General features: G+C 49.3%; 18 protein-coding genes and 3 pseudogenes. 10 read left to right on the plus strand and 11 right to left on the minus strand.

Annotated features, from left to right (window positions below; genetic code table 11):
• Positions 1 to 95 precede the first annotated feature (95 nt).
• The 5 genes from HV229_RS08545 to HV229_RS08565 form a co-directional block, all read right to left on the minus strand.
• On the minus strand, positions 96 to 1,655 hold the full coding sequence (locus tag HV229_RS08545) for a cyclic di-GMP phosphodiesterase (protein WP_016153749.1): 1,560 nt from the start codon (positions 1,653 to 1,655) through the stop codon (positions 96 to 98).
• A 172-nt stretch (positions 1,656 to 1,827) separates the two neighbouring features.
• Positions 1,828 to 2,397, minus strand: a complete 570-nt coding sequence (gene mepS / locus HV229_RS08550; protein ID WP_003027474.1) for a bifunctional murein DD-endopeptidase/murein LD-carboxypeptidase — start codon at positions 2,395 to 2,397, stop codon at positions 1,828 to 1,830.
• A 413-nt stretch (positions 2,398 to 2,810) separates the two neighbouring features.
• The gene (locus HV229_RS08555) at positions 2,811 to 3,524 is read right to left on the minus strand and encodes a phosphatase PAP2 family protein (RefSeq protein ID WP_046275466.1); all 714 of its coding nucleotides are present in this window, start codon (positions 3,522 to 3,524) and stop codon (positions 2,811 to 2,813) included.
• A gap of 35 nt (positions 3,525 to 3,559) precedes the next feature.
• Entirely contained in the window at positions 3,560 to 4,546 is a 987-nt protein-coding gene (locus HV229_RS08560; protein WP_181547267.1) for a GTP-binding protein, read from the minus strand.
• Between the two features lie 119 nt (positions 4,547 to 4,665).
• Complete coding sequence (locus tag HV229_RS08565; protein ID WP_181547268.1) at positions 4,666 to 6,132, minus strand: mannitol dehydrogenase family protein; 1,467 nt, start codon at positions 6,130 to 6,132, stop codon at positions 4,666 to 4,668.
• A gap of 202 nt (positions 6,133 to 6,334) precedes the next feature.
• Here HV229_RS08565 and uxuA point away from each other — a divergent pair, with 202 nt between their 5' ends.
• Positions 6,335 to 7,525 (plus strand): mannonate dehydratase, encoded by a 1,191-nt coding sequence (uxuA, locus tag HV229_RS08570; RefSeq protein WP_016156994.1) that lies wholly within the window; start codon positions 6,335 to 6,337, stop codon positions 7,523 to 7,525.
• A 45-nt stretch (positions 7,526 to 7,570) separates the two neighbouring features.
• Here the strand turns inward: uxuA and HV229_RS08575 are convergent, their stop codons facing one another.
• The gene (locus tag HV229_RS08575; protein ID WP_016156993.1) at positions 7,571 to 9,043 is read right to left on the minus strand and encodes a PLP-dependent aminotransferase family protein; all 1,473 of its coding nucleotides are present in this window, start codon (positions 9,041 to 9,043) and stop codon (positions 7,571 to 7,573) included.
• A gap of 165 nt (positions 9,044 to 9,208) precedes the next feature.
• On the opposite strand from HV229_RS08575, the gene torC reads away from it, so the two are divergent.
• Genes torC through torD form a run of 3 tightly spaced genes read left to right on the plus strand, consistent with a single transcriptional unit; the run spans position 9,209 to position 13,472 of the window.
• Positions 9,209 to 10,348, plus strand: coding sequence for a pentaheme c-type cytochrome TorC (gene torC / locus HV229_RS08580; RefSeq protein WP_047359184.1), 1,140 nt, complete (start codon positions 9,209 to 9,211; stop codon positions 10,346 to 10,348).
• Between the two features lie 3 nt (positions 10,349 to 10,351).
• Positions 10,352 to 12,850, plus strand: coding sequence for a trimethylamine-N-oxide reductase TorA (gene torA, locus HV229_RS08585; RefSeq protein WP_181547270.1), 2,499 nt, complete (start codon positions 10,352 to 10,354; stop codon positions 12,848 to 12,850).
• Positions 12,840 to 13,472: a molecular chaperone TorD gene (torD, locus tag HV229_RS08590; RefSeq protein ID WP_181547272.1), complete on the plus strand. Its 633-nt coding sequence runs from the start codon at positions 12,840 to 12,842 to the stop codon at positions 13,470 to 13,472. The genes torA and torD overlap by 11 nt, the downstream gene beginning before the upstream one ends.
• A 56-nt stretch (positions 13,473 to 13,528) precedes the next feature.
• Here the strand turns inward: torD and yeiP are convergent, their stop codons facing one another.
• Complete coding sequence (gene yeiP, locus HV229_RS08595) at positions 13,529 to 14,101, minus strand: elongation factor P-like protein YeiP (protein WP_016153740.1); 573 nt, start codon at positions 14,099 to 14,101, stop codon at positions 13,529 to 13,531.
• Between the two features lie 157 nt (positions 14,102 to 14,258).
• Here yeiP and HV229_RS08600 point away from each other — a divergent pair.
• The 3 genes and pseudogenes from HV229_RS08600 to HV229_RS08610 form a co-directional block, all read left to right on the plus strand.
• Positions 14,259 to 14,342, plus strand: a pseudogene (locus tag HV229_RS08600) (YkgJ family cysteine cluster protein); the annotation flags it as partial.
• 334 nt (positions 14,343 to 14,676) lie between these two features.
• Positions 14,677 to 14,943: a YkgJ family cysteine cluster protein gene (locus tag HV229_RS08605; protein ID WP_095715447.1), complete on the plus strand. Its 267-nt coding sequence runs from the start codon at positions 14,677 to 14,679 to the stop codon at positions 14,941 to 14,943.
• Between the two features lie 414 nt (positions 14,944 to 15,357).
• Entirely contained in the window at positions 15,358 to 15,903 is a 546-nt protein-coding gene (locus tag HV229_RS08610; RefSeq protein ID WP_249417788.1) for an inovirus-type Gp2 protein, read from the plus strand.
• Positions 15,904 to 15,996: 93 nt separating this feature from the next.
• Here the strand turns inward: HV229_RS08610 and HV229_RS08615 are convergent, their stop codons facing one another.
• Positions 15,997 to 16,239 carry a hypothetical protein gene (locus HV229_RS08615; RefSeq protein WP_249417789.1) on the minus strand — a complete coding sequence of 81 codons (243 nt, stop codon included), beginning with the start codon at positions 16,237 to 16,239 and terminating at the stop codon, positions 15,997 to 15,999.
• 160 nt (positions 16,240 to 16,399) lie between these two features.
• On the opposite strand from HV229_RS08615, the gene HV229_RS08620 reads away from it, so the two are divergent.
• Together HV229_RS08620 and HV229_RS08625 are read left to right on the plus strand one after the other, a co-directional pair.
• Positions 16,400 to 16,873, plus strand: coding sequence for a PAAR domain-containing protein (locus HV229_RS08620; protein WP_181547274.1), 474 nt, complete (start codon positions 16,400 to 16,402; stop codon positions 16,871 to 16,873).
• Positions 16,873 to 18,267: a PAAR domain-containing protein gene (locus tag HV229_RS08625; protein ID WP_181547276.1), complete on the plus strand. Its 1,395-nt coding sequence runs from the start codon at positions 16,873 to 16,875 to the stop codon at positions 18,265 to 18,267. Before HV229_RS08620 ends, HV229_RS08625 begins: the two co-directional genes overlap by 1 nt.
• Positions 18,268 to 18,900: 633 nt before the next feature.
• On the opposite strand, the pseudogene HV229_RS08630 reads toward HV229_RS08625, so the two are convergent.
• Positions 18,901 to 19,008, minus strand: a pseudogene (locus HV229_RS08630) (transposase); the annotation flags it as partial.
• An 87-nt stretch (positions 19,009 to 19,095) separates the two neighbouring features.
• Positions 19,096 to 19,350: a hypothetical protein gene (locus HV229_RS08635; RefSeq protein ID WP_249417790.1), complete on the minus strand. Its 255-nt coding sequence runs from the start codon at positions 19,348 to 19,350 to the stop codon at positions 19,096 to 19,098.
• Between the two features lie 87 nt (positions 19,351 to 19,437).
• On the opposite strand from HV229_RS08635, the pseudogene HV229_RS08640 reads away from it, so the two are divergent.
• Positions 19,438 to 19,572 (plus strand): annotated as a pseudogene (locus tag HV229_RS08640) (YkgJ family cysteine cluster protein); the annotation flags it as partial.
• A 41-nt stretch (positions 19,573 to 19,613) separates the two neighbouring features.
• Here the strand turns inward: HV229_RS08640 and setB are convergent.
• A complete protein-coding gene (gene setB, locus HV229_RS08645) occupies positions 19,614 to 20,795 on the minus strand; it encodes a sugar efflux transporter SetB (protein WP_016153738.1) in 1,182 nt (393 codons plus the stop codon).
• Between the last annotated feature and the right edge of the window lie 126 nt (positions 20,796 to 20,921).

Consider the following 20,921-nt stretch of genomic DNA (forward strand, 5'->3'; position numbering starts at 1 on the left):
TGCGATTTCCTTTTCCTGCCACAACCCGACGGGCATCATGCCTGAAAGATAAGGGATGTGGCGGCGAGTGAGAGTATATGATTCGCATACTGCGATCACCACGTCGGCTTATTGGGCTGCGCCATCCAACGCACGAAATCAGCAAGTTTTAATGGTCGGCTAATCCAGTATCCCTGGAAAAAATGCACTCCACGATCGCGTAGCCAACGGGCTTGCTCAGGCGTTTCAACCCCTTCAGCCACCGTCAGCATATTAAGACGCTTAGAGAGTGTCAACACGGCGTCCAGAACCGGAGAGGTCAGGGTCTCTGTTCCAATGGCGTTAATAAAGCCGCGATCGATTTTCAGGTAGTCAACGGTAAAGCGTTCCAGATAAATCAGCGCGCTATGACCGGTGCCAAAATCATCAATGGCAATTTCAAAACCTGCTGAATGAAGCCATTCAAAAAGCTTTGTGGCCTCGTGTTGATTAAGCATATCCCGTTCGGTGATTTCCAGCACCATCTGGAAATGGTTTGCGGGAAGCGAGGCCTGCAGGTGATGAATGTCGTCTTTAAACGTCTCGCCGTGCAGATGCGTTGGCGCGATATTGATCCCCAATTTTGCACCAGCGGGTAACACTTTTTGCAGCATCGGTGCGTCCTGGGCTATCAACTTAAAGAGATGCTGGGTCAGCGGGACAATCATTTTCTGGGATTCGGCGTAGTGAATAAAAGCATCCGGTGGGATCTCACCCGTTGTCGGATGATTCCAGCGTAATAACACCTCTACACCTTTCACCTCCAGTGTCTGCACCTCTACCACGGGCTGGTACACCACATAAAACTGGTTATGTTTGATAGCGTTGAGGATATCTTTGCCCGGACGTAAACGGATGGTGTAGATGTAGTACCAGAGAAGAAGCGCGGCAATAATCCCCGCCATGCATCCCAACATAATCGAATACCAGATGTCGGTATAGGTCCACTCATCGGCATATAAACGAATCTGTAGCGGAATACCTTCCACGGTCGCCTGCCGCCAGTGAGAGTGGGGCAGAGCGGAGGCATCAATAATCCGTGATGAAAATGTTGAAATCGCGTTATCACCGACGACTATGGCAATACCGTTAAAATCATCCTGTCGGGCGGTGTAAAGCAGATAAGGGGCCAGATTAATATTCAGTGAGGTAAACACGCCGCTATCAGTGAACGATGGATTCCGGTGCCAAATCATTATCGCCGGCTTGTTCGGCATCATGGGCGTACCGGGGAGTAATTCCACATCAATATTTCTGCTGATATCGAGGCTTGGGACCAGATCTAAAATCGGGGTGAACATTGCGCCCGTTGCGGAGGAGCAGAAAGCAATGCCGTTTTTGACCAGTAAAAATGCGCGAACGTTGAGGCTAAAGGCCGCGCTGGAGGTCAGTTGAGCAGCGACTTGTTGGCAACTGTTGGCGACCAGTGGCTGAAGGTCATCTGTGGTGGATTTGAGATCGGCGAAGTAGCTGCTGACATAATTCTGGATATCGGAAAGGAGCGTGTCGTACTTAATGTCTCGTTTATGCCAGGTCACGAAAAATTGCAGGGTACTCACCAGGAGCGCGACGATAAGCCCCGTTAACATACAGGAAAGCAGGATTTTCTGATTGGATGAAGAGGAGCGTTTAAACATAGTTCCTTATGTTTACCTGAGTTAACCGCTTATTCTGTATGAATATAACCTGAAATGACTCACCTTGTGAGATTTTTCTTAGTCACAAGACAAAGCAAAAAAAAAGCACCGCCGAAGCAGTGCTTTTCAAAATGTCTCATCAGGATAGCCAAGGGATAGCTGCCAAACGAAATTAACTGCGGCTCAGGACCCGGCGAGCTTCGTTGTAACGTTTTTTCCAGTAAGGTTCGTTCATGCTGGAAATGATAACGCCGCTGCTGGTCGAGGCGTGTACGAACTGGTTGTTGCCGATATAAATACCGACGTGACGGCCAGTGGAGCCAGCACGGAACAGAACCAGATCGCCTGTGCGCAGGTTAGTGCGCGAAACGGATTTACCCGTTTCCTGTTGTTCATAGGTTGAGCGAGGAAGCTCTAAACCAAATTGCTCGCGGAACGTACGTTGTACGAAGCTTGAACAATCAATACCTTTTTTGGTGCTGCCGCCAAGGCGGTAACGCACGCCTTTCCAGTCAGCATACTGGTCCATAATACGTGATTTAACATCGATATTACGGACCATATTTTCAAATTCATCCTGAGAGGCTTGCAGTGAAGAGTTATCTCCATTGCCCACAGCATGCGTCTCAGAATGCATATTCCTGGCGGTGTTCGTTGTGCTACATGCAGAAAGCAGAACCGCAACTGCTATCGCGGGTATGCCCCGCAAGATATATCTCAAAATCGGTTGAGATTTGACCATTTTGTTTGTTTTCCCTTGAAGTCCTTAACGATAAATATCGTTATAAAAAATGCCAAACGTGACGAGACTAATTACCATCGCACGATGAGACAATTCTTTAAGGTCAAATCTGTGGCAGAACGCACAAATTTATTCCTGAAGAGAATAATTATCCCGCGAGGCAAAACGAGTTCGAGATTACCCGATCGGTCCGGTCATTGCGAGTGAATTTACGTGATTTCTTATAAGAAAAATTGATACAGAAAGTGAATAACCGGCATTGCCTAAATTAAGAACAATCGGGATAAAAAAGACGCAACCCAATCATTTTAAAGATGAATAAGATGACGAGAGAATGACAGCCAGAATGATGAAATATCGACAAGCATCATCAGGGAATCAGAGTTTTCCCTGATGATGTTAATTACTCTGCGTTATTTGTTTAAAAAATGTTTGTTTTTACCGGGCAGATAATTCGCAAACAGAGTGACTAATCGGTCGCTTAACGGTGTCATTAGCCACCAGGGCAGACCAATCAAGACGACAGTCATGGAACCGATCACGATATCGGTGAGCCAGTGAGCGCCAATCATTATGCGTGGAAAGGCAAAAACCACAGCGATAATAAGGCCGATTATTCCGGCGACTTTTCCGAAATAACGCAGCATAAATGCGGAAAAAATAAGCAGCATCATACCGTGATCGCCGGGGAAACTGTCTCTGGACGCATCTTTAGTCGGAATATGCAGCAGTTCGCTGACGCGATAAATATTATCCAGCATCAGAGTAGGGCTGGCGCGTTTAACGGGAATAAGCGCCTGGCCTAACTGATTTAATACCACTGCGGTGAGCAGCATAACCAGGCCAATAGCGACAATGCGTCGGCGACCTTCCGACGTTTCTTTCAGCCAAAAATGCAGCATCAAGGCGCCCATTGCCAGCAATGAGCAACCATCAAATGCCCGGTTATTGGTGATAGCAACAATCCACAAGAACAGCGGGCTTTCCACCAGTTTCTGGTTAAAGAAGCGGAAAACGCCCGTATCCAATGAAGACCAGATCCCATGTCCGGCAGGAAGATACCAGGACAGAAACAACGCCAGTCCCGCAATATTGAGTAGGAGAATAAGAGGGTATCGGGTTTTCATCATCGTTTACCATTGCTATAAAAACGAAGGCAACCTTACGCGTTAGCGTCTAAACGAAGTCTCAACAATGCACTCTGTAGCGTATTCCAGTCGGTCTCGGTATCGGCGATGAGTTCAATACGGCTATCCGGTGGCGCGACGTTTTGCGTCTCAATATGCCAGTCCTCTCCCTGGCGGTTAATGCGCACTAGTCCTTCCTTTATACGCATGACACCTTTCACGCGCCCCACGGGGGCAAGACGAGACCATTCCAGCAGACCGATGGTATCGAACACCGTATCGGCGTCAAAAATCCAACCGCAGGCCTGATGGCCCTGGCCACTGTTCAGGCTGCGCCGCCAGCGCTGCTGTGACGGCAGACTCAATGCCGCCAGTCCCTTTTTGTCTGCATGGCTATGGGCGTGCTCTGCGCTTGCAGGAAGCTCTGCCAGGTTTAGTCGGGGTAAATCCAGTAACTGCCCGTCAATTTGCCCATGGTCGGCATGAACCAACTGGCGATTACCGCCGTAGTGTTGCCACCAGGTTTGCAAGGCGTTTTCGCTTTCCGCTGTGGCGCGGTCGGCTTTATTGGCAACAATGATATCTGCGGAGGCCAGCTGATCGCGGAAATTGTCATTGGCGACGCTTTTTTCATCCAGTAACAGCCGGGGGTCAAGAATACAGAGGGTCGCGCGCAGATCGATCCACGGTTCGTAAACCGGTGCGGTGAGTAAATCCAGAATTTGTTTAGGGTGTCCGAGGCCAGTGGGTTCAATCAGCAATCGATCGGGTTTTCCCTGACGCAGCAGCGTATTGAGGCCAACCTGCATCGGTAGACCGTTAACGCAGCACATACAGCCGCCGGGGATCTCTTTTAGCAATGCGCCGCTGTCGGCTAACAGGGCGCCATCAATACCTACTTCACCAAACTCATTGACCAGCACGGCCCACTTCTCTGCGGGATCCTTGTTCGCCAATAGATGAAGAATAGAGGTGGTTTTGCCACTGCCGAGAAAACCAGTGATGAGATTGGTTTTAGTCACAATTACTCCAGAATCATAAATTACCGTAATGGCATTTAACAATCCTGGCGAAAAATGGGGAAAAAGAGAAGGGGTGAGGGGACGAAGACGTGCTTCGTCCTGTTTAATGGCAGAAATCGTTAATTTTTTAACGTTTCAATGACAGCCTGATGTGCACCGTATTGGGCAATACGTTGCCAGGCCTGCTGAATGACCGCGACAAACTGCGGATTCTGTACGAGATCGGCGGAGAAAATCTCATGCAGCGAAAGCAGGGCGCTGACGCGTTCTGATTCAGTGCTCTGTGCCACCAGAGCGGCAATTTTCTCACTGAGCGGGTCACGAATATCAATCGTAGCGCCTGAATCATCCACACCGCTCACGTAGCGCATCCAGCCTGCGATGCTGAGCGCCAACAGCGGCCACTCGCTTTGACGTGCTAAATGCACGCGGATCCCTTCCAGCATTCGCTGGGGTAATTTCTGGCTACCATCCATCGCGATTTGCCAGGTTTTGTGTTTCAGCGCCGGATTGGCAAAGCGGTCCAGCAGGCTTAAGGCATACTGGTTTAAATCAACATCGGTAATTTGCAGCGTGGGGGCCTGTTCGGTGAGCATCAGCCGGTAAGCGGCTTCACGAAATGCGCTATCTTGCATACAGTCGCTGATGTGCTGGAATCCGGCCAGATAGCCGAGATAAGCGAGAAACGAATGGCTGCCGTTCAGCATCCGCAGTTTCATTTGTTCCCACGGCAAGACGTTTTCGACCATCTGGACACCCGCAGATTCCCATTGCGGACGACCACAGACAAAGTTGTCTTCAATCACCCACTGAATAAACGGCTCGCAGCTGATTGCGCAAGGATCGGCAACGCCCAGCTCATGGGCGATTTCAGCCAGCGACTCTTCGGTGGCGGCGGGAACAATCCGATCCACCATAGTACCCGGGAAACTGACGTGTTCCTGGATCCAGTGCGCCAGCTCAGGAGAGCGTTTTTCCGCCATCCCCAGTACGGCATTTTTTACCACATGACCATTGTCCGGGATGTTATCGCAGGAGAGGACGGTAAACGGCTGCAGTCCACGTTCACGTCGGCGGTGCAGCGCTTCAACGATAATACCGGGGGCGGAGTGCGGTTCAGCCGGTGTCTGCAGATCGTGAATAATACGCGCATTAGAGAGATCTAACGAACCCGTCGCCGGATCGATGCAGTAGCCTTTTTCAGTGATGGTTAACGAGACAATCGCGATCTGAGGCTCGCAGAATTTTTCAATAATGGCCGCCAGCGAATCCAGTGTGGCGTTCAGGCATTCGTTAACGGCACCGATAACAATAGGCTGGTTGCCGTTAGCCCCTTTTTCTAACACGGTAAATAAATGATCCTGTTCGCGAAGCTGACGCATCAGCCGATCGCCACTGAACAGGCTGATCTCGCAAATCCCCCAGTCTCCGCCCTGCGCATTCAGCACCCTGTCGGTTAATAACGCCTGATGGGCGCGATGAAAAGCACCGAAACCAAAATGTACAATCCGCGTTTTTAATTTTTGGCGGTCGTACTGCGGCATCATGACATTTTCCGCCAGTGGCGCTGAGGCAATAGTTTTCATTAAATACACCTGATTAACCATTAATTAACAATGGCAGTATAAAGTTATATGACAGCAAATTGAATTGGTGTGCCTCATTTATCCGGGGAATGTGAGCTGGATCAATCAATGATAGGCCATCTGTTGAACATCTCTGGGATGGCTGTATGGTAGTCGTCATTCAGGTAGTTTAATTTGGTATAACAACTTGTGGGGTGAAACAATGGAACAAACCTGGCGTTGGTACGGACCTAACGATCCGGTATCGCTTGATGATGTGCGTCAGGCTGGCGCAACGGGTGTTGTGACCGCCTTGCACCACATTCCCAACGGTGAAGTGTGGCCGGTAGAAGAGATTCAACAGCGTCAGGCTATTCTGGCTGAAAAAGGGCTGACCTGGTCGGTGGTGGAAAGTATTCCTGTCCACGAAGATATCAAAACGCGTTCAGGCCAGTACCAAACGTGGATTGCCAATTATCAGCAGAGTATCCGTAATCTGGCGACCTGCGGCATCGATACCGTGTGCTATAACTTCATGCCGATCCTCGACTGGACACGTACCGATCTCGAATATCAGCTGCCGGACGGCTCCAAAGCGCTACGTTTTGACCAGATTGCTTTTGCAGCCTTCGAACTGCATATTCTTCAGCGCCCTGGCGCCGCAGCGGATTACACCGCAGAAGAACAACGCCAGGCGCTGAATTACTTCAATGCTATGAGCGATGCCGATATCGAAAAGCTGACCCGCAATATCATTGCCGGCCTGCCCGGTGCGGAAGAGGGCTATACGCTGGATCAGTTCCGTGCGCGCCTCGCTGAATATGACGGCATCAGCAAAGACGATCTGCGCGATAATATGGCGGTATTCCTGCGGGCGATTGTGCCTGTGGCGGAAGAAGTCGGCGTGCGTCTGGCTGTCCACCCTGACGATCCGCCGCGTCCGATCCTCGGCCTGCCGCGCATTGTTTCGACTATCGAAGATATGCAGTGGCTGAAAGAAACCGTCGACAGCATCAATAACGGCTTCACCATGTGCACCGGTTCCTACGGCGTGCGCGCCGATAACGATCTGGTGAAAATGATCGAAACCTTTGGCGATCGAATCCACTTCACGCATCTGCGCTCCACCTGCCGTGAAGATAACCCGAAAACCTTCCACGAAGGTGCGCACCTGCAAGGCGATGTGGATATGGTATCGGTGGTTGCTGCCATCCTGAGCGAAGAACAGCGCCGTAAAAAGGCGGGCGATTTGCGTCCTATCCCGATGCGTCCGGATCACGGACACCAGATGCTTGACGACCTGCACAAGAAAACCAACCCAGGCTACTCCGCGATTGGTCGTCTGAAAGGGCTGGCGGAAGTTCGCGGCGTTGAGCTGGCGTTAAAACAAACGCAGTTCCGCGATCTGCTGTAAGGTTAACAACAGGGATTGTGCCGCAGGCGCGATCCCTGAAATTCATCAAGGCTGCGCTAGCGCCTGCTCCAGTACCGACAGCACCTTTTTGATCTGCTGTATCTGCAATCCGCCAAACCCGAAAAACATAACAGCATCGCTATTCTCCCTACGCCATGCGGCACCTGAGCCATTTTCTATATCTGGCAGAGTGTCAAAGCGGATCCCTGCCAGCAGGCAGCGCTGTTGCAGCCTGGCTATCATATCTGGGTGTCTGTCAACGCGTAACGAGAGGTGCAGACCCGCCGTTGCGCCAGCGATTTTCCCTGACGGAAACAGAACAGAAAGGCCATCGCGTAACAGATTGAGGCGCGCCGCATAGTTGCAGGCCAGCTTGCTGATGTGCGAGTAAAACACCTGATTTTGCATTAATTCGGCTAAAAATTGCTGCAATAACCACTGACTGCCATTGTTATTGAGTGCTTTCATATTCTTTACTGCCGGGAGCAGTTCATCAGGACAAATGAGATAGCCAAGACGCGTTCCCGGCCCCAGCGTTTTGGAAAATGTCCCCATGTAGATAACCCGGTTGTGATAATCCATAGCTTTCAGTGCAGGAAGGGGGTTCTCGCCATAGGTAAAAACAGCATCGTAGTCGTCTTCAAGGATATAAGCGCCGACGCGCTGCGCCCACGTCAATAATGACTGACGGCGCTCCAGCGAAAGGACGCTTCCCATTGGATACTGGTGAGCCGGAGTCACATAGCAAAGCTGGGTTTCATATTCGGGTAATTTATCTGTTTGCAGCCCGTGGTTATCTACAGCAATTGACGTAATGTCTGCACCGTAATAATTAAACAGATGCCATGCGCCAGAATAGCAAGGGGATTCGGCCACAACGTGGCACTTTTTTTGCTGACTGACGGCATGATGAACAATAAATATTTGACTGAGCAGCGACAATCCTTCCTGAATCCCATTGGTAATGATGATGTTCTCCGCCCGGGTATTAATGCCGCGAGATAAATTAAGGTACCTGGCTAGTTGCTCACGCAGTGAAAATAATCCATTTGATGAATGATATCGGGTAAACAATTGCTCTTTAAGTACGCTTGGCGCGTTATTCCATTTTCGCCAGCTTGCCCAGGGAAAAGCATTGGGATCGGGGACGCCCATCCGGCAGTAGCACTCCCGCCCAGGCTCTGCGTAAACATCGGTAGAGACCCCGGCCGCTTTTGGTGTTACTGGCGGAGAGCCCTGGGGTACGGACACATGCGCTGGGGTTACACGTACAGGCGTGGTGAATATCACCTCATAGCCAATGCCGTGTCGGCTCTTAATTAATCCAGCCGCCATCAGCTTATCATAGGCCATCACTACCGTTATTTTGGCAATGTTCAATGCCTGAGCCTGCTCGCGAATAGAGGGGAGTTTATCTCCACACAGCAAATCACCCCGCTGAATGGCCTGTAAATAAAATTGAAATATCTGCAACTGCAGCGGAGTCCGGCTTTCTCTATCGAGAGTCAGTTTGAGCATGATAAATTCCTTATTTATAGATGGTAATTATATTACGGACTTCTGCTCATTACTATTTGACGAACCTCATAGAGTGGATGCTGTTCCTATAATCTGCCTTCGCTGTCTCTATTTTTGATTTTTATTATCCCTTAGCGTGTCGCTATTAAAAAAATGGAGGCAAGCATGTCGTGGATAAGAAAAAACGCACTATGGTGCGCATTCGCCGGGGCGGTAGCAATGGCCCTGGCTATTTGGGGAACGTGGCAAGGCGTTCATTACACCAGTTCTACCGAGTTTTGTTTATCGTGTCACTCGATGCGCACATCTGGCGAGGAGTATAAAACCAGCGTGCATTTTCGTAATGCTTCAGGTGTGCGTGCGGAGTGTAAGGATTGTCATATTCCGCCAGGCATCGTCCCAACGCTGGTTCGTAAAACGCAAGCCTTAAACGACCTCTACCACACCTTTATCTCTCCTTCGATCGATACCCCGGAAAAATTTGCCGCAAAGCGGGCGGAGTTGGCCCAGCGAGAATGGGCGCGCATGAGCGCGAATAATTCAGCGGCGTGTAAATCCTGCCATAGCTACGAGGCGATGGATCACGGCAAGCAATCGGCAAATGCAGCGGCGCAAATGACCGCGGCGGCGGCAAAAGACAGTAACTGTATCGATTGTCACAAAGGCATTGCCCATCACAAACCCGATATGAGCAGCGGTTTTCGCGATCGTTACAAGCAGCTGCAGCGTCAGGGAGAGCAGTTACCCACGGCGACGAAGCTGTATTCGTTAGGCGAAAAATCACTGACTGCGACAGCAGAGAGTCCGGCAGGTAAAGCCATGCTGTACCCGGCAACGCAAGTGCGTGTGCTGAAAAGAGAAGGGAAAAACGTTCAGATAGAGCTGACCGGCTGGCGGGAAAGCAAAGGACGTGGACGGGTGATTACCCAGTATATGGGTAAACGCGTTTTTGCTGCCGTATTAGATGCCTCGCTGATGAGCAATGTGAAGGTTGAGCAAACACAGGTTGATCCGGAGTCACATCAGGAGTGGCAGCAGGTAAGCGTGACAGCCTGGAGTTCGGCGGAGGGGTTTACCGACAATATTGACCCCCTCTGGCAATACGCCGATCAGATGTTGCAATCCACCTGTAGCGCTTGCCACAGCACGCCGCCGCCGACCCGTTATTCCGCGAATGGCTGGATCGCCGGACTGAAATCCATGTCCACCTACTACCGGCTTAACCCGGTGGAAGACCGTACGTTGTTGAAATATCTCCAGACTCACGCCAGCGATATACCTCAACCTAACAATTCAAAAGGATAATTTATGGATATTCATGATTTTAATCCGTCACGTCGACGGTTTTTAAGTGGAATGCTGGCAGTCGGTGCCGTCAGCGCTTTAGGGTCAAATCCACTGATCTCAAAGGTCTGGGCAGCGGGTGAAAACCCGGAGCAATGGATCCAGTCTGGCTCGCACTTTGGCGCTTTTGAAGCCAAAGTCGTGAACGGTGAATGGGTCGATACCCGCCCCTTCAAACATGACAAATACCCCTGCGATATGCTCAATGCCGTTCGGGAGGTGGTCTACAACCCATCGCGCGTGCGCTACCCGATGGTGCGGCTGGACTGGCTGCGCAAGCGTGAAAAGTCAGATCGCAACCAGCGCGGCGATAATCGCTTTGTCCGTGTGAGCTGGGATCAGGCGTTGGATCTGGTTTATGAAGAGCTGGAGCGGGTACAAAAGACCTACGGATCTTCTGGTGTCTTTACCGGGCTGGCGGACTGGCAAATTGTTGGCAAATATCATAAGGCCGGTGGCGCGATGGATCGGGGACTCGGCTTGCACGGTAGCTATGTAACGACCGTCGGCGACTACTCGGCAGCCGCGGCGCAGGTCATTTTGCCGCATGTGATTGGTTCGCTGGAAGTTTATGAGCAGCAAACGTCACTCCCGCTGGTTATCGAAAATACCCAAACCATCGTGCTGTGGGGCTGCGATCCTATCAAGAATCTGCAGATCGAGTTCCTGGTTCCCGATCACGATGCGTTTGGCTATTGGCAGCAGATTAAAGAAGCGGTTGCGCAGGGTAAGATGCGCGTTATCAGCGTTGATCCGGTGCGTAGCAAGTCGCAAAACTATCTTGGCTGTGAGCAGTTGGCGCTACGACCGCAAACGGATGTCGCGTTATTGCTGGCGCTGGCGCATACCCTGTACGAAGAAAAACTGTATGACGTGGCGTTCATTAACGATTATACCGTGGGCTTTGAACAGTTCTTGCCGTATCTGCTTGGGGAAAGCGACAAGCAGCCGAAAAACGCCGAATGGGCGGCGGAAATCTGCGGCCTGACGGCGGAGCAGATCCGCTACTTCGCCCGCCTGCTGGTCAAAGGTCGGACACAGTTTATGGGCGGCTGGTGCGTGCAGCGTATGCACCATGGCGAGCAGTATCCGTGGATGCTGGTGGTGCTGGCCAGCATGGTTGGCCAAATTGGCTTGCCGGGCGGCGGAGTAGGGTTTGGCTGGCACTATAACGGCGGCGGGACGGTCACCTCTGCCGGTCCCGTCCTGTCCGGCCTCGGGAGCATCAACAATCCCCCGGCCGCGAAATACAAAGCGGATTTCCGCGGCGCTTCAGAGCATATTCCTACCTCGCGAATGATCGATTGTCTGCTGGCGCCAGGCAAAAAGATCGCTTTCAATGGTGAAACATTAACTTTCCCTGATATCAAAATGGCGATTTTCAGCGCCGCCAATCCGTTCCATGCGCAGCAGGATCGTAACCGCATGATCGAAGCGTGGAAGAAGCTGGAAACCGTGGTGGTTCTGGATCATCAGTGGACAGCATCCTGTCGTTTTGCCGATATCGTCCTGCCGGTGACCACACGCTTTGAGCGTAATGACATTGAGCAGTTCGGTACACACTCGAATAAAGGGCTGATGGCGATACATCAGGTGGTTAAACCGCAGTTTGAAGCGCGACATGACTTTGATGTCTTTGCCGGTCTGTGCAAACGCTTTGGTCAGGAAGAGACATACCGCGAAAAGCGGGATGAAATGCAGTGGATAAAAGCCATTTATGATGAGGGCGCGAAAACGGGAGCGTCCCTTGGCGTGAGTATGCCGAACTTCGAGAGCTTTTGGCAGGGCGAAGGATACATTGAATATCCTGCCGGGAAGCCGTGGGTGCGTCACGGAGAATTTCGCGAACAGCCGGATATCAATCCGTTAGGAACACCCTCTGGTCTGATTGAAATTTACAGCAAAACCATCGCGGGCTTTGCCTACGAGGACTGCCCGGGGCATCCGGTGTGGATGGAACCCTTTGAGCGTACCCATGGCAGCAAAACAGATAAATATCCGCTGCATCTGCAGTCCTGCCATCCGGATAAACGTCTGCACTCCCAGTTGTGCTCAAGCGAGGCGTTTCGTAACACCTATGCGGTGGCAGGAAGAGAGCCGCTGTACATGAGCGAGTCGGATGCCCGCGCACGTGGCCTGAAAGCCGGGGATATTGCGCGCGTGTTTAACGCCAGAGGCCAGGTGCTGGCCGGGGTGGTGATCAGTCCGGATTACGCGTCTGGCGTCGTCCGGATTCATGAAGGCGCGTGGTATTCGCCGCAGGAAGGTGGGAAAGCGGGCACACTATGCACTTATGGCGATCCGAATGTGCTGAGTGCGGATATCGGTACATCACAACTGGCGCAGGGGCCTTCGGCGCATACGGTGCTGGTCGAGGTGGAGCGGTACCAGGAGAATGCCCCGCAGGTCACGGGCTTTGGCGGGCCGGAGGTTGTGAAAGAGGAGGGGGCAAGTGCAGCATAATCATATTCATCGACAGCGGGCGGCGGTGTACCAGTGGTTTTCGCAACTGCTGTTCCGTGAGCTGGACGAGGAGCAACTCATCCGCCTTGAAAGTGGGGAAAGCCGAAAGTGGCTGGCGTCGTTGACGGCTATCCCTGGGTTATCCGTTGATGTCAAAAACCTGGAACGTAGTCTCGTTCGGGCGCTGCGCCGTGAAAGCCGACAGCTGGAGCTGGCGGCGGACTATGCCTCGTTGTTTTTGCTGGCACCTCCCGGCGGCGTTTCTCCCTATGCGGGGCATTATCCGCATACGATCGCGCCTGAAGAACGCAAGGAAATGAATGTGCTGTTAGTCGAGTATGGGCTGACCCCGCAGGACAACGAGCCTGCCGACCATATTGCTGTACAGCTGGCACTGATGGCGAGAATGGTTACCAAAAAGGAGACGTTATCGGCGCAATATTACTTTTTGCATCATCACATTATGTGCTGGGCACCCCTGCTACGGGAAAGTTGTTTACACCGGGACGAAGAGGGGGTTTATCCTCAGGCGGTTAACGTCATAACGCATTTTATGCGTGAGGATGAGCTGTATCTGGAATCTCTGTTGATGGATGATTTTTACCTCAGCAGCCAGGGCTGAAAAGAACAAAGGGACAGCAAATGCTGTCCCTTTTCACCGCTGTCGCAGCAGAAAAATTAGTCTGCGCGGCCCATGTAGCGACGTTCTTCGATATGAATACGGATTTTTTCGCCTGCACTCAGATATTCAGGAACCAGGATAACCAGACCGGTGCTCATGGTCGCTGGTTTGTTACGCGCACTTGCTGACGCGCCTTTAATGCCCGGTGCCGTTTCAACGATTTCCAGGTCTACCGTTTGCGGCAGTTCAAGCGCCAGCAGCTGGCCGTCCCAGGTCAGTACCTGCATATCCGGCATTCCGCCTTCCGGGATGAACAGCAATTCTTCTTCGATCTGGTCTTTGGTGAAGGTATACGGGGTATAGTCTTCTTTATCCATGAAGACATATTCGTTGCCATCGACATAGGAGAAATCAACGCCACGACGGCTCAGGGTGACGGTATCAACGATGTCATCACCTTTGAAGCGCTCTTCAACTTTCAGACCGGTACGAACATCAGAAAAACGCATTTTGTACAGCGTGGCGGCGCCACGTGCGGTTGGTGATTGAATATCAATATCTTTTACAATCAGCAGTTTGCCGTTGTAATTCAGTACCATACCTTTTTTAATTTCGTTCGCTCTTGGCATCGAAAAAATCCTGTAATGAGGAGTGTCTAAAATATCGCGTAAAACTACTCGCGCCGGGGCATTCAGGCAAGCGGAATTGATGCTTTTGCTGGTGCCCAAAAGGTGTTACTGTGCGCTTCCTGCACAATCCGATGGTTTACGATAAAGAGAGTACTGTATGGAATGCCGTCCGGATTGTGGTGCATGTTGCACTGCGCCTTCAATTTCCAGTGCCATCCCCGGCATGCCTGATGGCAAGCCTAATAGTCAATTGTTCACGGTATAAAAACGACTTAACTAAGACGATATGGCTTTTCTACTAAGTGTTTTAATTGCATGCGAAAAGCTTTCCCCATAGCCGGTTTTAGACAGCTGTAATAACTCATTTAGTCCAGAATGACTTTTGGACGAAAGATTTTCATATAGACATATCGGAATTTCTGTATTGTCTTTAAATCGTCTATCTGGGCCACCAGACTTGTTGACATACTTCCAGGTTCTGCCAACAACTAAGGCATCCCTGGTTACATGCTATCGCCCCGATTGTGACAGTGTGTTAATGTTTTATTCGAATACAAAGAAATTGAGAGGTCCTAATGGAATGCCGAATCGACTGTGGGGCCTGTTGCATTGCTCCTTCAATATCCAGCCCTATCCCAGGTATGCCACAAGGGAAACCAGCGAATGTAAGGTGTGTTCAGCTATCTAATGATAATTTATGTAACATTTTTGGATCCAACCTTCGTCCTAAAGTTTGCAGTAGCCTGCAACCATCTCTGGATATGTGTTCAACGAATCGAACAGATGCGATGACCTACTTAATCAGACTCGAAGATGAAACTTGCCCCACTGCTACTTCGTAGGTTTACGCTGATAAATTACTATTTGTACTTATTGTAAGATTTCGATAGTGTTTATTATAGTTTCGTAAATTTTGTTCCGGGTTTTCTCCCCCCTCAAATACATCTCCTACATCAAACATGAAGCGGCTTTGTGCTATCACAAACGCCCGCGTTTTGCCGTGGTTTTTAGGTAATAACTTAGAGCTTAGAGAAGGGTTCGGTGTATTTTTTACATTAAAGAAAGGTGTTCTATTAACAGAATTACAATAATCTCAAATCCAGCTACCACTAGTTTTACTGGAAGCTAACAGTTATCGAAATGTTTATCATGAACACGGTCGTTACAAAGCCATTGATGGCAAGTCTTTTGTTCATGATGGTTATGAATACACGATTAACACCAGAATTGGATCAGGTGTTCGCCATGATATACTTATGGTGATGTTCACCGAACTAAAAGCAATGCAAAGGCGCTACAGTCGAGTGTTCTATACCAGTTTTGATCTTCACCTCCCTGCATTCACTTCTGTTGAAGCAGGTAACGAATACATACGCAAACTGTTCAAACGATTAGGTGCCCGTCCGGAGTCTGGAAACAACGGTTTATCGGAACCTATCATCGATTTTGCTTGCGGTTGGGTTTGCCAACAGGGAAAAGCATCACAGCCTCATTACCATTGCTGGATTGCGCTCCCGCATCGACAGGTAAGATGGTTTGGAACGCCAGACAGAGGGATTGCTGGTGTTATTACGGAAATCTGGATGAAACTGACAGGTGGTAAAGCAACACTGGTAAACTTGCCTAAGTCTGCTAAAGACTATCCCGATCACTACGTCATTCATCGGGATGATCCTTCGACACTCAAAGGTCCGGTATTCCGGCTTTCTTACCTGGCAAAAGAACGCGGGAAGTCGCAAACAGGGAAGGGAACGCGCTTGTATACCACATTAAAGTTGAGTCGTAAAACACTGGATTCGTAAATATTGCACAAGAAGTCCGTAAAGCGTTTTTCTTTGCAAGTTATACGATTTACCAACGTTATAAATAACGCTAAGAATCGCGTTCAGGACGTTTTAGAACATGACCAATACATGATTAACTTTATGCTTATTTCTTTGTTCAGCCTCAAAGAGCAACGTTTGCGTAGTTATTGCTTCGATCTTGGCATTGGCAAGTTCAACCATCAGATTGGCTAATTCAAGTTTAAGTGTGGCTTTGTCCAGTTCATCGCTGTTATTCGCCAGTTTTTGAGTGATACTCACAGCTTTATCAAGAATCCCGACCGCTGCTGCCGTACTTGCTAATATACCTGCCATAACGTTCTCTGCCTGAAATTTTTCAATGAGTAATTTGTCTACATTATCCGATAATCTTCTGTCGCGAAATGCAGTTTCGCTTAAGTCTAATGTTTATTGCATGTATGGTCATTGCTTGTAAAATGAATTCTTCGATTATTTTTTGATGGCAAATGGACTTATGCAGCAATACACCAATGAGATTACGACTGAGATCTGCGAATCGCTTTCACAGCCACTGTATGACGAAAATCTCTTATCAGGCTGTGACAACAAAACCCGCGAAGAACTCGAAAAAAATAACAAGCGTAAAGCAAGCCGCCCCCTCGCTTACATATTCAGATTTGCCGTAGTTGGTAGTCTTACCCGAAAAGGTGGAATAATCCGCCATGCTTCTGGGAGTTGTACAGCTGGTGGCTATCCGATGGCACGAGTTGGAGATAAAGTTGTTTATGCTGACGGTAGTGAAACTACCATCGTTTCCGGTGCTGGTGAGGCGCGTATTATCCAGGGAGCATCTGCTGCTCTGGTTGGCAGCATGCTTGATAATGGCGATGAAATAATCTCAACGCCGCAATCAGGTGTGAAGCTGGTCTTCCGCGAAGGTGATATATTGCCACGGGGATTTTTAACCATGCCAGGGAGTAAACATTAATGGCAGCTAAAGGTTATTATTTATTCAGAGGTGATAAGACTGTTTGCGGCGGTCGGATTCTTGAAGGATGGAGTGATCATCAGCATCATGGTAGAGACATGGCTTGTGAAGGACATAAAGTGACTTGCGGCAAACATCCCGGCAGTTTCCGTATTTGCGGCGGGCTTGATGATGACGACATACATGGCAAAAGGATTGCCGGAACGTTGCACTGCTATAGCTCTTGTCCCTGCAAATCAAAATTTATTCCATCAATCCTCGATGCTGATTACGAACTTGGTGGAGAAGCGGAAGTAAACAATATTGGTTCACATGAGATCGCCAATATTCCTGAACTGCCTGAGCCCGTACAACATGCGCAATCAGCAACGAAAGAGCCTAAAAGCGATACTGGCGAGGGGGTAGATGCTGGTTTTGCTGTAATCCCCTATGGGGGTACTACAGAAGCCTGGCAACGTCTGCTATTCACTGGCACCCCGCCAGCAGGAGCCAAGGAACTGTTCGCTACGTTGAACGGCGCAGACGAGAGGTATAAAGCTGGTTCAATCATGCTTCTGGTTGATCCTGACAAGCAGGATGATGAACAGATAGCACATATGCAGGAGGCTAAAGAGCGTATTGATACTGCGCTGGAACCATTGACCCATCAAGAGGCCAATTTCCTTCATAAGCACTACGCCACGATTGCTAACTTTTCCAGTATTGCTGATAAAGGCATTGGTCTTGCTGCTGAACCTGTTGGTAAATATTTCGAGAACATCGAAAAGATTCTCAAAGAGATCCAGGATACATACAAGAATACCTATATGACTCGCGGTGCCTTGATTGGTGAACAGTTCTATGTAAAACGTGCTCAGTTATTCAAAGAGCTTGAACAGGTGCTTAAAGTGGGCTTCCTGAACAAGGGCATGAAGTTTGGTGAATATACAAAAATAAAGAATGCTCTGGGCTTGTCAACGAGTTCGATCACCCATAAATGGAATCAAACTGGTATCAGCGATATTGAAGGTTATGCAACTCATATTGAACGTGCTGCAAAATATGTTAAAGCGATGCGTTATACTGGTTATGTCGGAATTGGGTTTAGTGCTGTTCATTCAATGAATGAAATTAATGAAGCCTGTTCTGTCGGGCGAGAAGCGGAATGTACAAAAAAGAAATATACTGAAATTGGTAGTTTTTCCGGTGGACTTGCTGGTGGTTTGGTCGGAGGGGCTGTTGGTATGGGGGTCTGTTCATTAGTGTTAGGTGCAGCAACAATGGCTGCTGGTGGCTCTGGAGCTTTAGCTTGCGGTGTAATTTTAGGTGCTGGCGGCGGTTATATGGGCGGGGAATATTTATCTGATAAAGGTGAAGAGTATGGTGAACTAATTTACAATGCGGTAGGTAAGTAGTGAAAATTGCATCGGTTGTACTGTTCACATTGTTTGTTTTATCTACAATTATTGCTTATGGGTATTCAGCAATAAAGAGCAAGCAACATCTTTTGTTATGTGATGATTTTAAGGAGCGATTTGGTTATGTCCCTGTAGGAATAATCTTTGCTCAAGCAGGAGGTATATTCTTAACTTTTCAGAAGGATTTCTATTTCATATCCCCATTCGTTTTTAGAAAGGGAAGTTTTGCAGTTAGGAATATGGAACCAGAACATTATGATTTCATCAAAAGTTTACCTAAAGATAAGGTATCATGGCTACATGTAAAGTTTACATTATTCTTGATAATGATCGTTTTATTCTTTACAACTATCATAATGTCCTGCTTGTTTTGAATTGGAAGAATGAAAACGTCAAGCTAAATATGTTTTAGACTTGGCGTTTCATGAAGGTCTGTGCAGGTCAGACTTTATGGGAATTGCGCTTTGAGCGATTTACAGGGATATATCCCTGCATTTGATAGTATGAAATACTACTTCTGGCAAATTTCCCGATCATAGACTCCACCATTTACAGCCAGCATTTGCTTTTTTTCTTTGAAATCAAATTGGTCATGATTTGCGAATCATTCAGGAAAATACCTTCAAATGTACCCTGTCGTTCATCCCACAACTGCTTTACCCATCGTGTCATGGTAGAAAAACCAACATCCATAGCACTGGCCGCAGCTGCAACGGTGTAGCTCTGGTCAAGGACCAGTTGAGCTGATTCGCGTTTAAACTCTGCGCTGAAATTTCTTTTTTTTCATTGGGACACCTGTATTGTTCTGAGATGAGCATATCACCTCTATTCGGTGGCCAAATTCAGTAAACCACTACAAAATTTACCCCCAATCTGCTTGATGAACTTCCATAGCTTCCCTTCATGAGCATTTTTTCCTTTGAACGTGGACATGCCGAGATCATGGAAAGCCGTTGTATCAAGTTCGAGATTATAACGGGCCGCAATTTTTAGAGCGGTATCTTGCTGACGCTCCAGGGAGTCACCTTCCCGTTGTTTCACAGATGAAGAACGCACATACGAATACAGCTTGGGTTTCATTGAGAGTGATTACCTTCGGATGGTATTGATTGATCAGATGCTAACAGCAGGAATGTGAATTTTTAAACAGTGAATAATTATATATTAGGCAAGCCCGCTAACACACCATGCGTTCAACTGGATGAATCTCTGCGCTGTAAAATTTTTGCTTCGCCTCTGCGGCCAAAAGTGTGCGCCGGTTTACAGCCCAGTGCGGAAATGTGCGGACAGACGACGCACTAGGCCATGGTCTATCTCATCGAGCTCGAGGCGCTGACCGCACCTTAAACGTCTTTGATGCGCGTCAGGCACGCGACGGTGGCGACGATCATCACCAACGCAAACCAGAATACCGCGTGATAGTTCCAGATTTCAGCGGCAATACCCGCCAACGATCCGGCAATAATCCAGCCCACGCGAATGGTATTTGTATAGAGAGTTGTGGCTGAACCCGCTTGTCCCGGCATCAGATCCTGGAAATAAAGCATGCCAATCCCGCCGAGGATGCCGATGTAAATCGCGTTCAGCAGTTGTAAGCCAAGCAATATCGCCGGAGAGTGGGCCAACAGCATGCCGGCATAAAAGAAAAATCCGGCGACAACGGCGATTCTCATTAACAGGCGTTTGCCCAGACGCTTCGCGAAGTATCCGGCAATCAACATGGTTGGGATTTCCAGCCCCGCGGCAGTTCCCATCATGATGCCCGCCAGCTTTTCCGGCAGATGCAGTTCGTTGATAATAAACAACGGCATATTAATGATATAGAGACTGTTAGTCCCCCACATTAACGTGCAGATAACAAACAGCAGCAGCGTGTCGCGTCGATTGCGGCGCGGGGCTTCTACCGCGCCTGTCGCGAGAGGCACGTTTTTACTCATCGAGGGTAAGAACAGCCAGACCATTACGCCGCAGACAACAAACGCCACCGCCGCGCTGAGGTACATCACCGTAAAGCTAAACCCCATGGCCAGCGCGTAGGCCAGCGGCGGGCCAATCACCCAGGCCAGCGAAACCTGCGCACGTAATATCGAGCTGAACATGACGGCTTCCCGACCCGTACGGTCGGCGTGCTCGCGGGCGAGAGCAAACATTTGCGGGTTGGCGGTCGAACCAAAACTGCTGAGGAATACCCCGACAAACAGCAGAATAAAATAGTTACGGTTCCAGGCGAACAGCACGCAGGCCAGCATCCCCAGCACGCAGCAAAACACAATCAGGTTTTTGCGATCGCCTTTTTTATCTGAACGTCCGGCCAGAAACTGACTCACCAAAATGCCGATCACGGCGCTACCGGTAAAAAAGAACCCGACCATGCCGGGACGGGCATGGACTTCATCCGTCAGAAAAAGGCTGAGCGTTGGTGTCTGCAACGCACCGGCGATACCCGTCAGAAATGCGACAAGCAGGAACGCCGAAGACGTTAAATCAAACGCCTTGGGTGTGGCGGCTACGGGGGTGTTGTGCATGTTTTGATATCAATAATGTGAAGAGACGCGGAGTTTACGCTGCTTGTCAGAAAATAAACAGGGAGCCAAATCAAAATCGGCATCAAAAATCAAAATAGCATTTCAGTCAGAGAAAGCAGTTTGCTG

The organism is Citrobacter sp. RHBSTW-00524 (genome assembly GCF_013747755.1).
Lineage (GTDB): Bacteria > Pseudomonadota > Gammaproteobacteria > Enterobacterales > Enterobacteriaceae > Citrobacter > Citrobacter braakii.

Coding starts and splice junctions, on each gene's coding strand:
- HV229_RS08545 (WP_016153749.1), bottom strand. CDS start 1,655: ATGTTTAAACGCTCCTCTTCATCCAATCAGAAAATCCTGCTTTCCTGT.
- mepS (WP_003027474.1), bottom strand. CDS start 2,397: ATGGTCAAATCTCAACCGATTTTGAGATATATCTTGCGGGGCATACCC.
- HV229_RS08555 (WP_046275466.1), bottom strand. CDS start 3,524: ATGAAAACCCGATACCCTCTTATTCTCCTACTCAATATTGCGGGACTG.
- HV229_RS08565 (WP_181547268.1), bottom strand. CDS start 6,132: ATGAAAACTATTGCCTCAGCGCCACTGGCGGAAAATGTCATGATGCCG.
- uxuA (WP_016156994.1), top strand. CDS start 6,335: ATGGAACAAACCTGGCGTTGGTACGGACCTAACGATCCGGTATCGCTT.
- HV229_RS08575 (WP_016156993.1), bottom strand. CDS start 9,043: ATGCTCAAACTGACTCTCGATAGAGAAAGCCGGACTCCGCTGCAGTTG.
- torC (WP_047359184.1), top strand. CDS start 9,209: ATGTCGTGGATAAGAAAAAACGCACTATGGTGCGCATTCGCCGGGGCG.
- torA (WP_181547270.1), top strand. CDS start 10,352: ATGGATATTCATGATTTTAATCCGTCACGTCGACGGTTTTTAAGTGGA.
- yeiP (WP_016153740.1), bottom strand. CDS start 14,101: ATGCCAAGAGCGAACGAAATTAAAAAAGGTATGGTACTGAATTACAAC.
- HV229_RS08605 (WP_095715447.1), top strand. CDS start 14,677: ATGGAATGCCGAATCGACTGTGGGGCCTGTTGCATTGCTCCTTCAATA.
- HV229_RS08610 (WP_249417788.1), top strand. CDS start 15,358: ATGGTGATGTTCACCGAACTAAAAGCAATGCAAAGGCGCTACAGTCGA.
- HV229_RS08615 (WP_249417789.1), bottom strand. CDS start 16,239: ATGGCAGGTATATTAGCAAGTACGGCAGCAGCGGTCGGGATTCTTGAT.
- HV229_RS08620 (WP_181547274.1), top strand. CDS start 16,400: ATGCAGCAATACACCAATGAGATTACGACTGAGATCTGCGAATCGCTT.
- HV229_RS08625 (WP_181547276.1), top strand. CDS start 16,873: ATGGCAGCTAAAGGTTATTATTTATTCAGAGGTGATAAGACTGTTTGC.
- HV229_RS08635 (WP_249417790.1), bottom strand. CDS start 19,350: ATGAAACCCAAGCTGTATTCGTATGTGCGTTCTTCATCTGTGAAACAA.
- setB (WP_016153738.1), bottom strand. CDS start 20,795: ATGCACAACACCCCCGTAGCCGCCACACCCAAGGCGTTTGATTTAACG.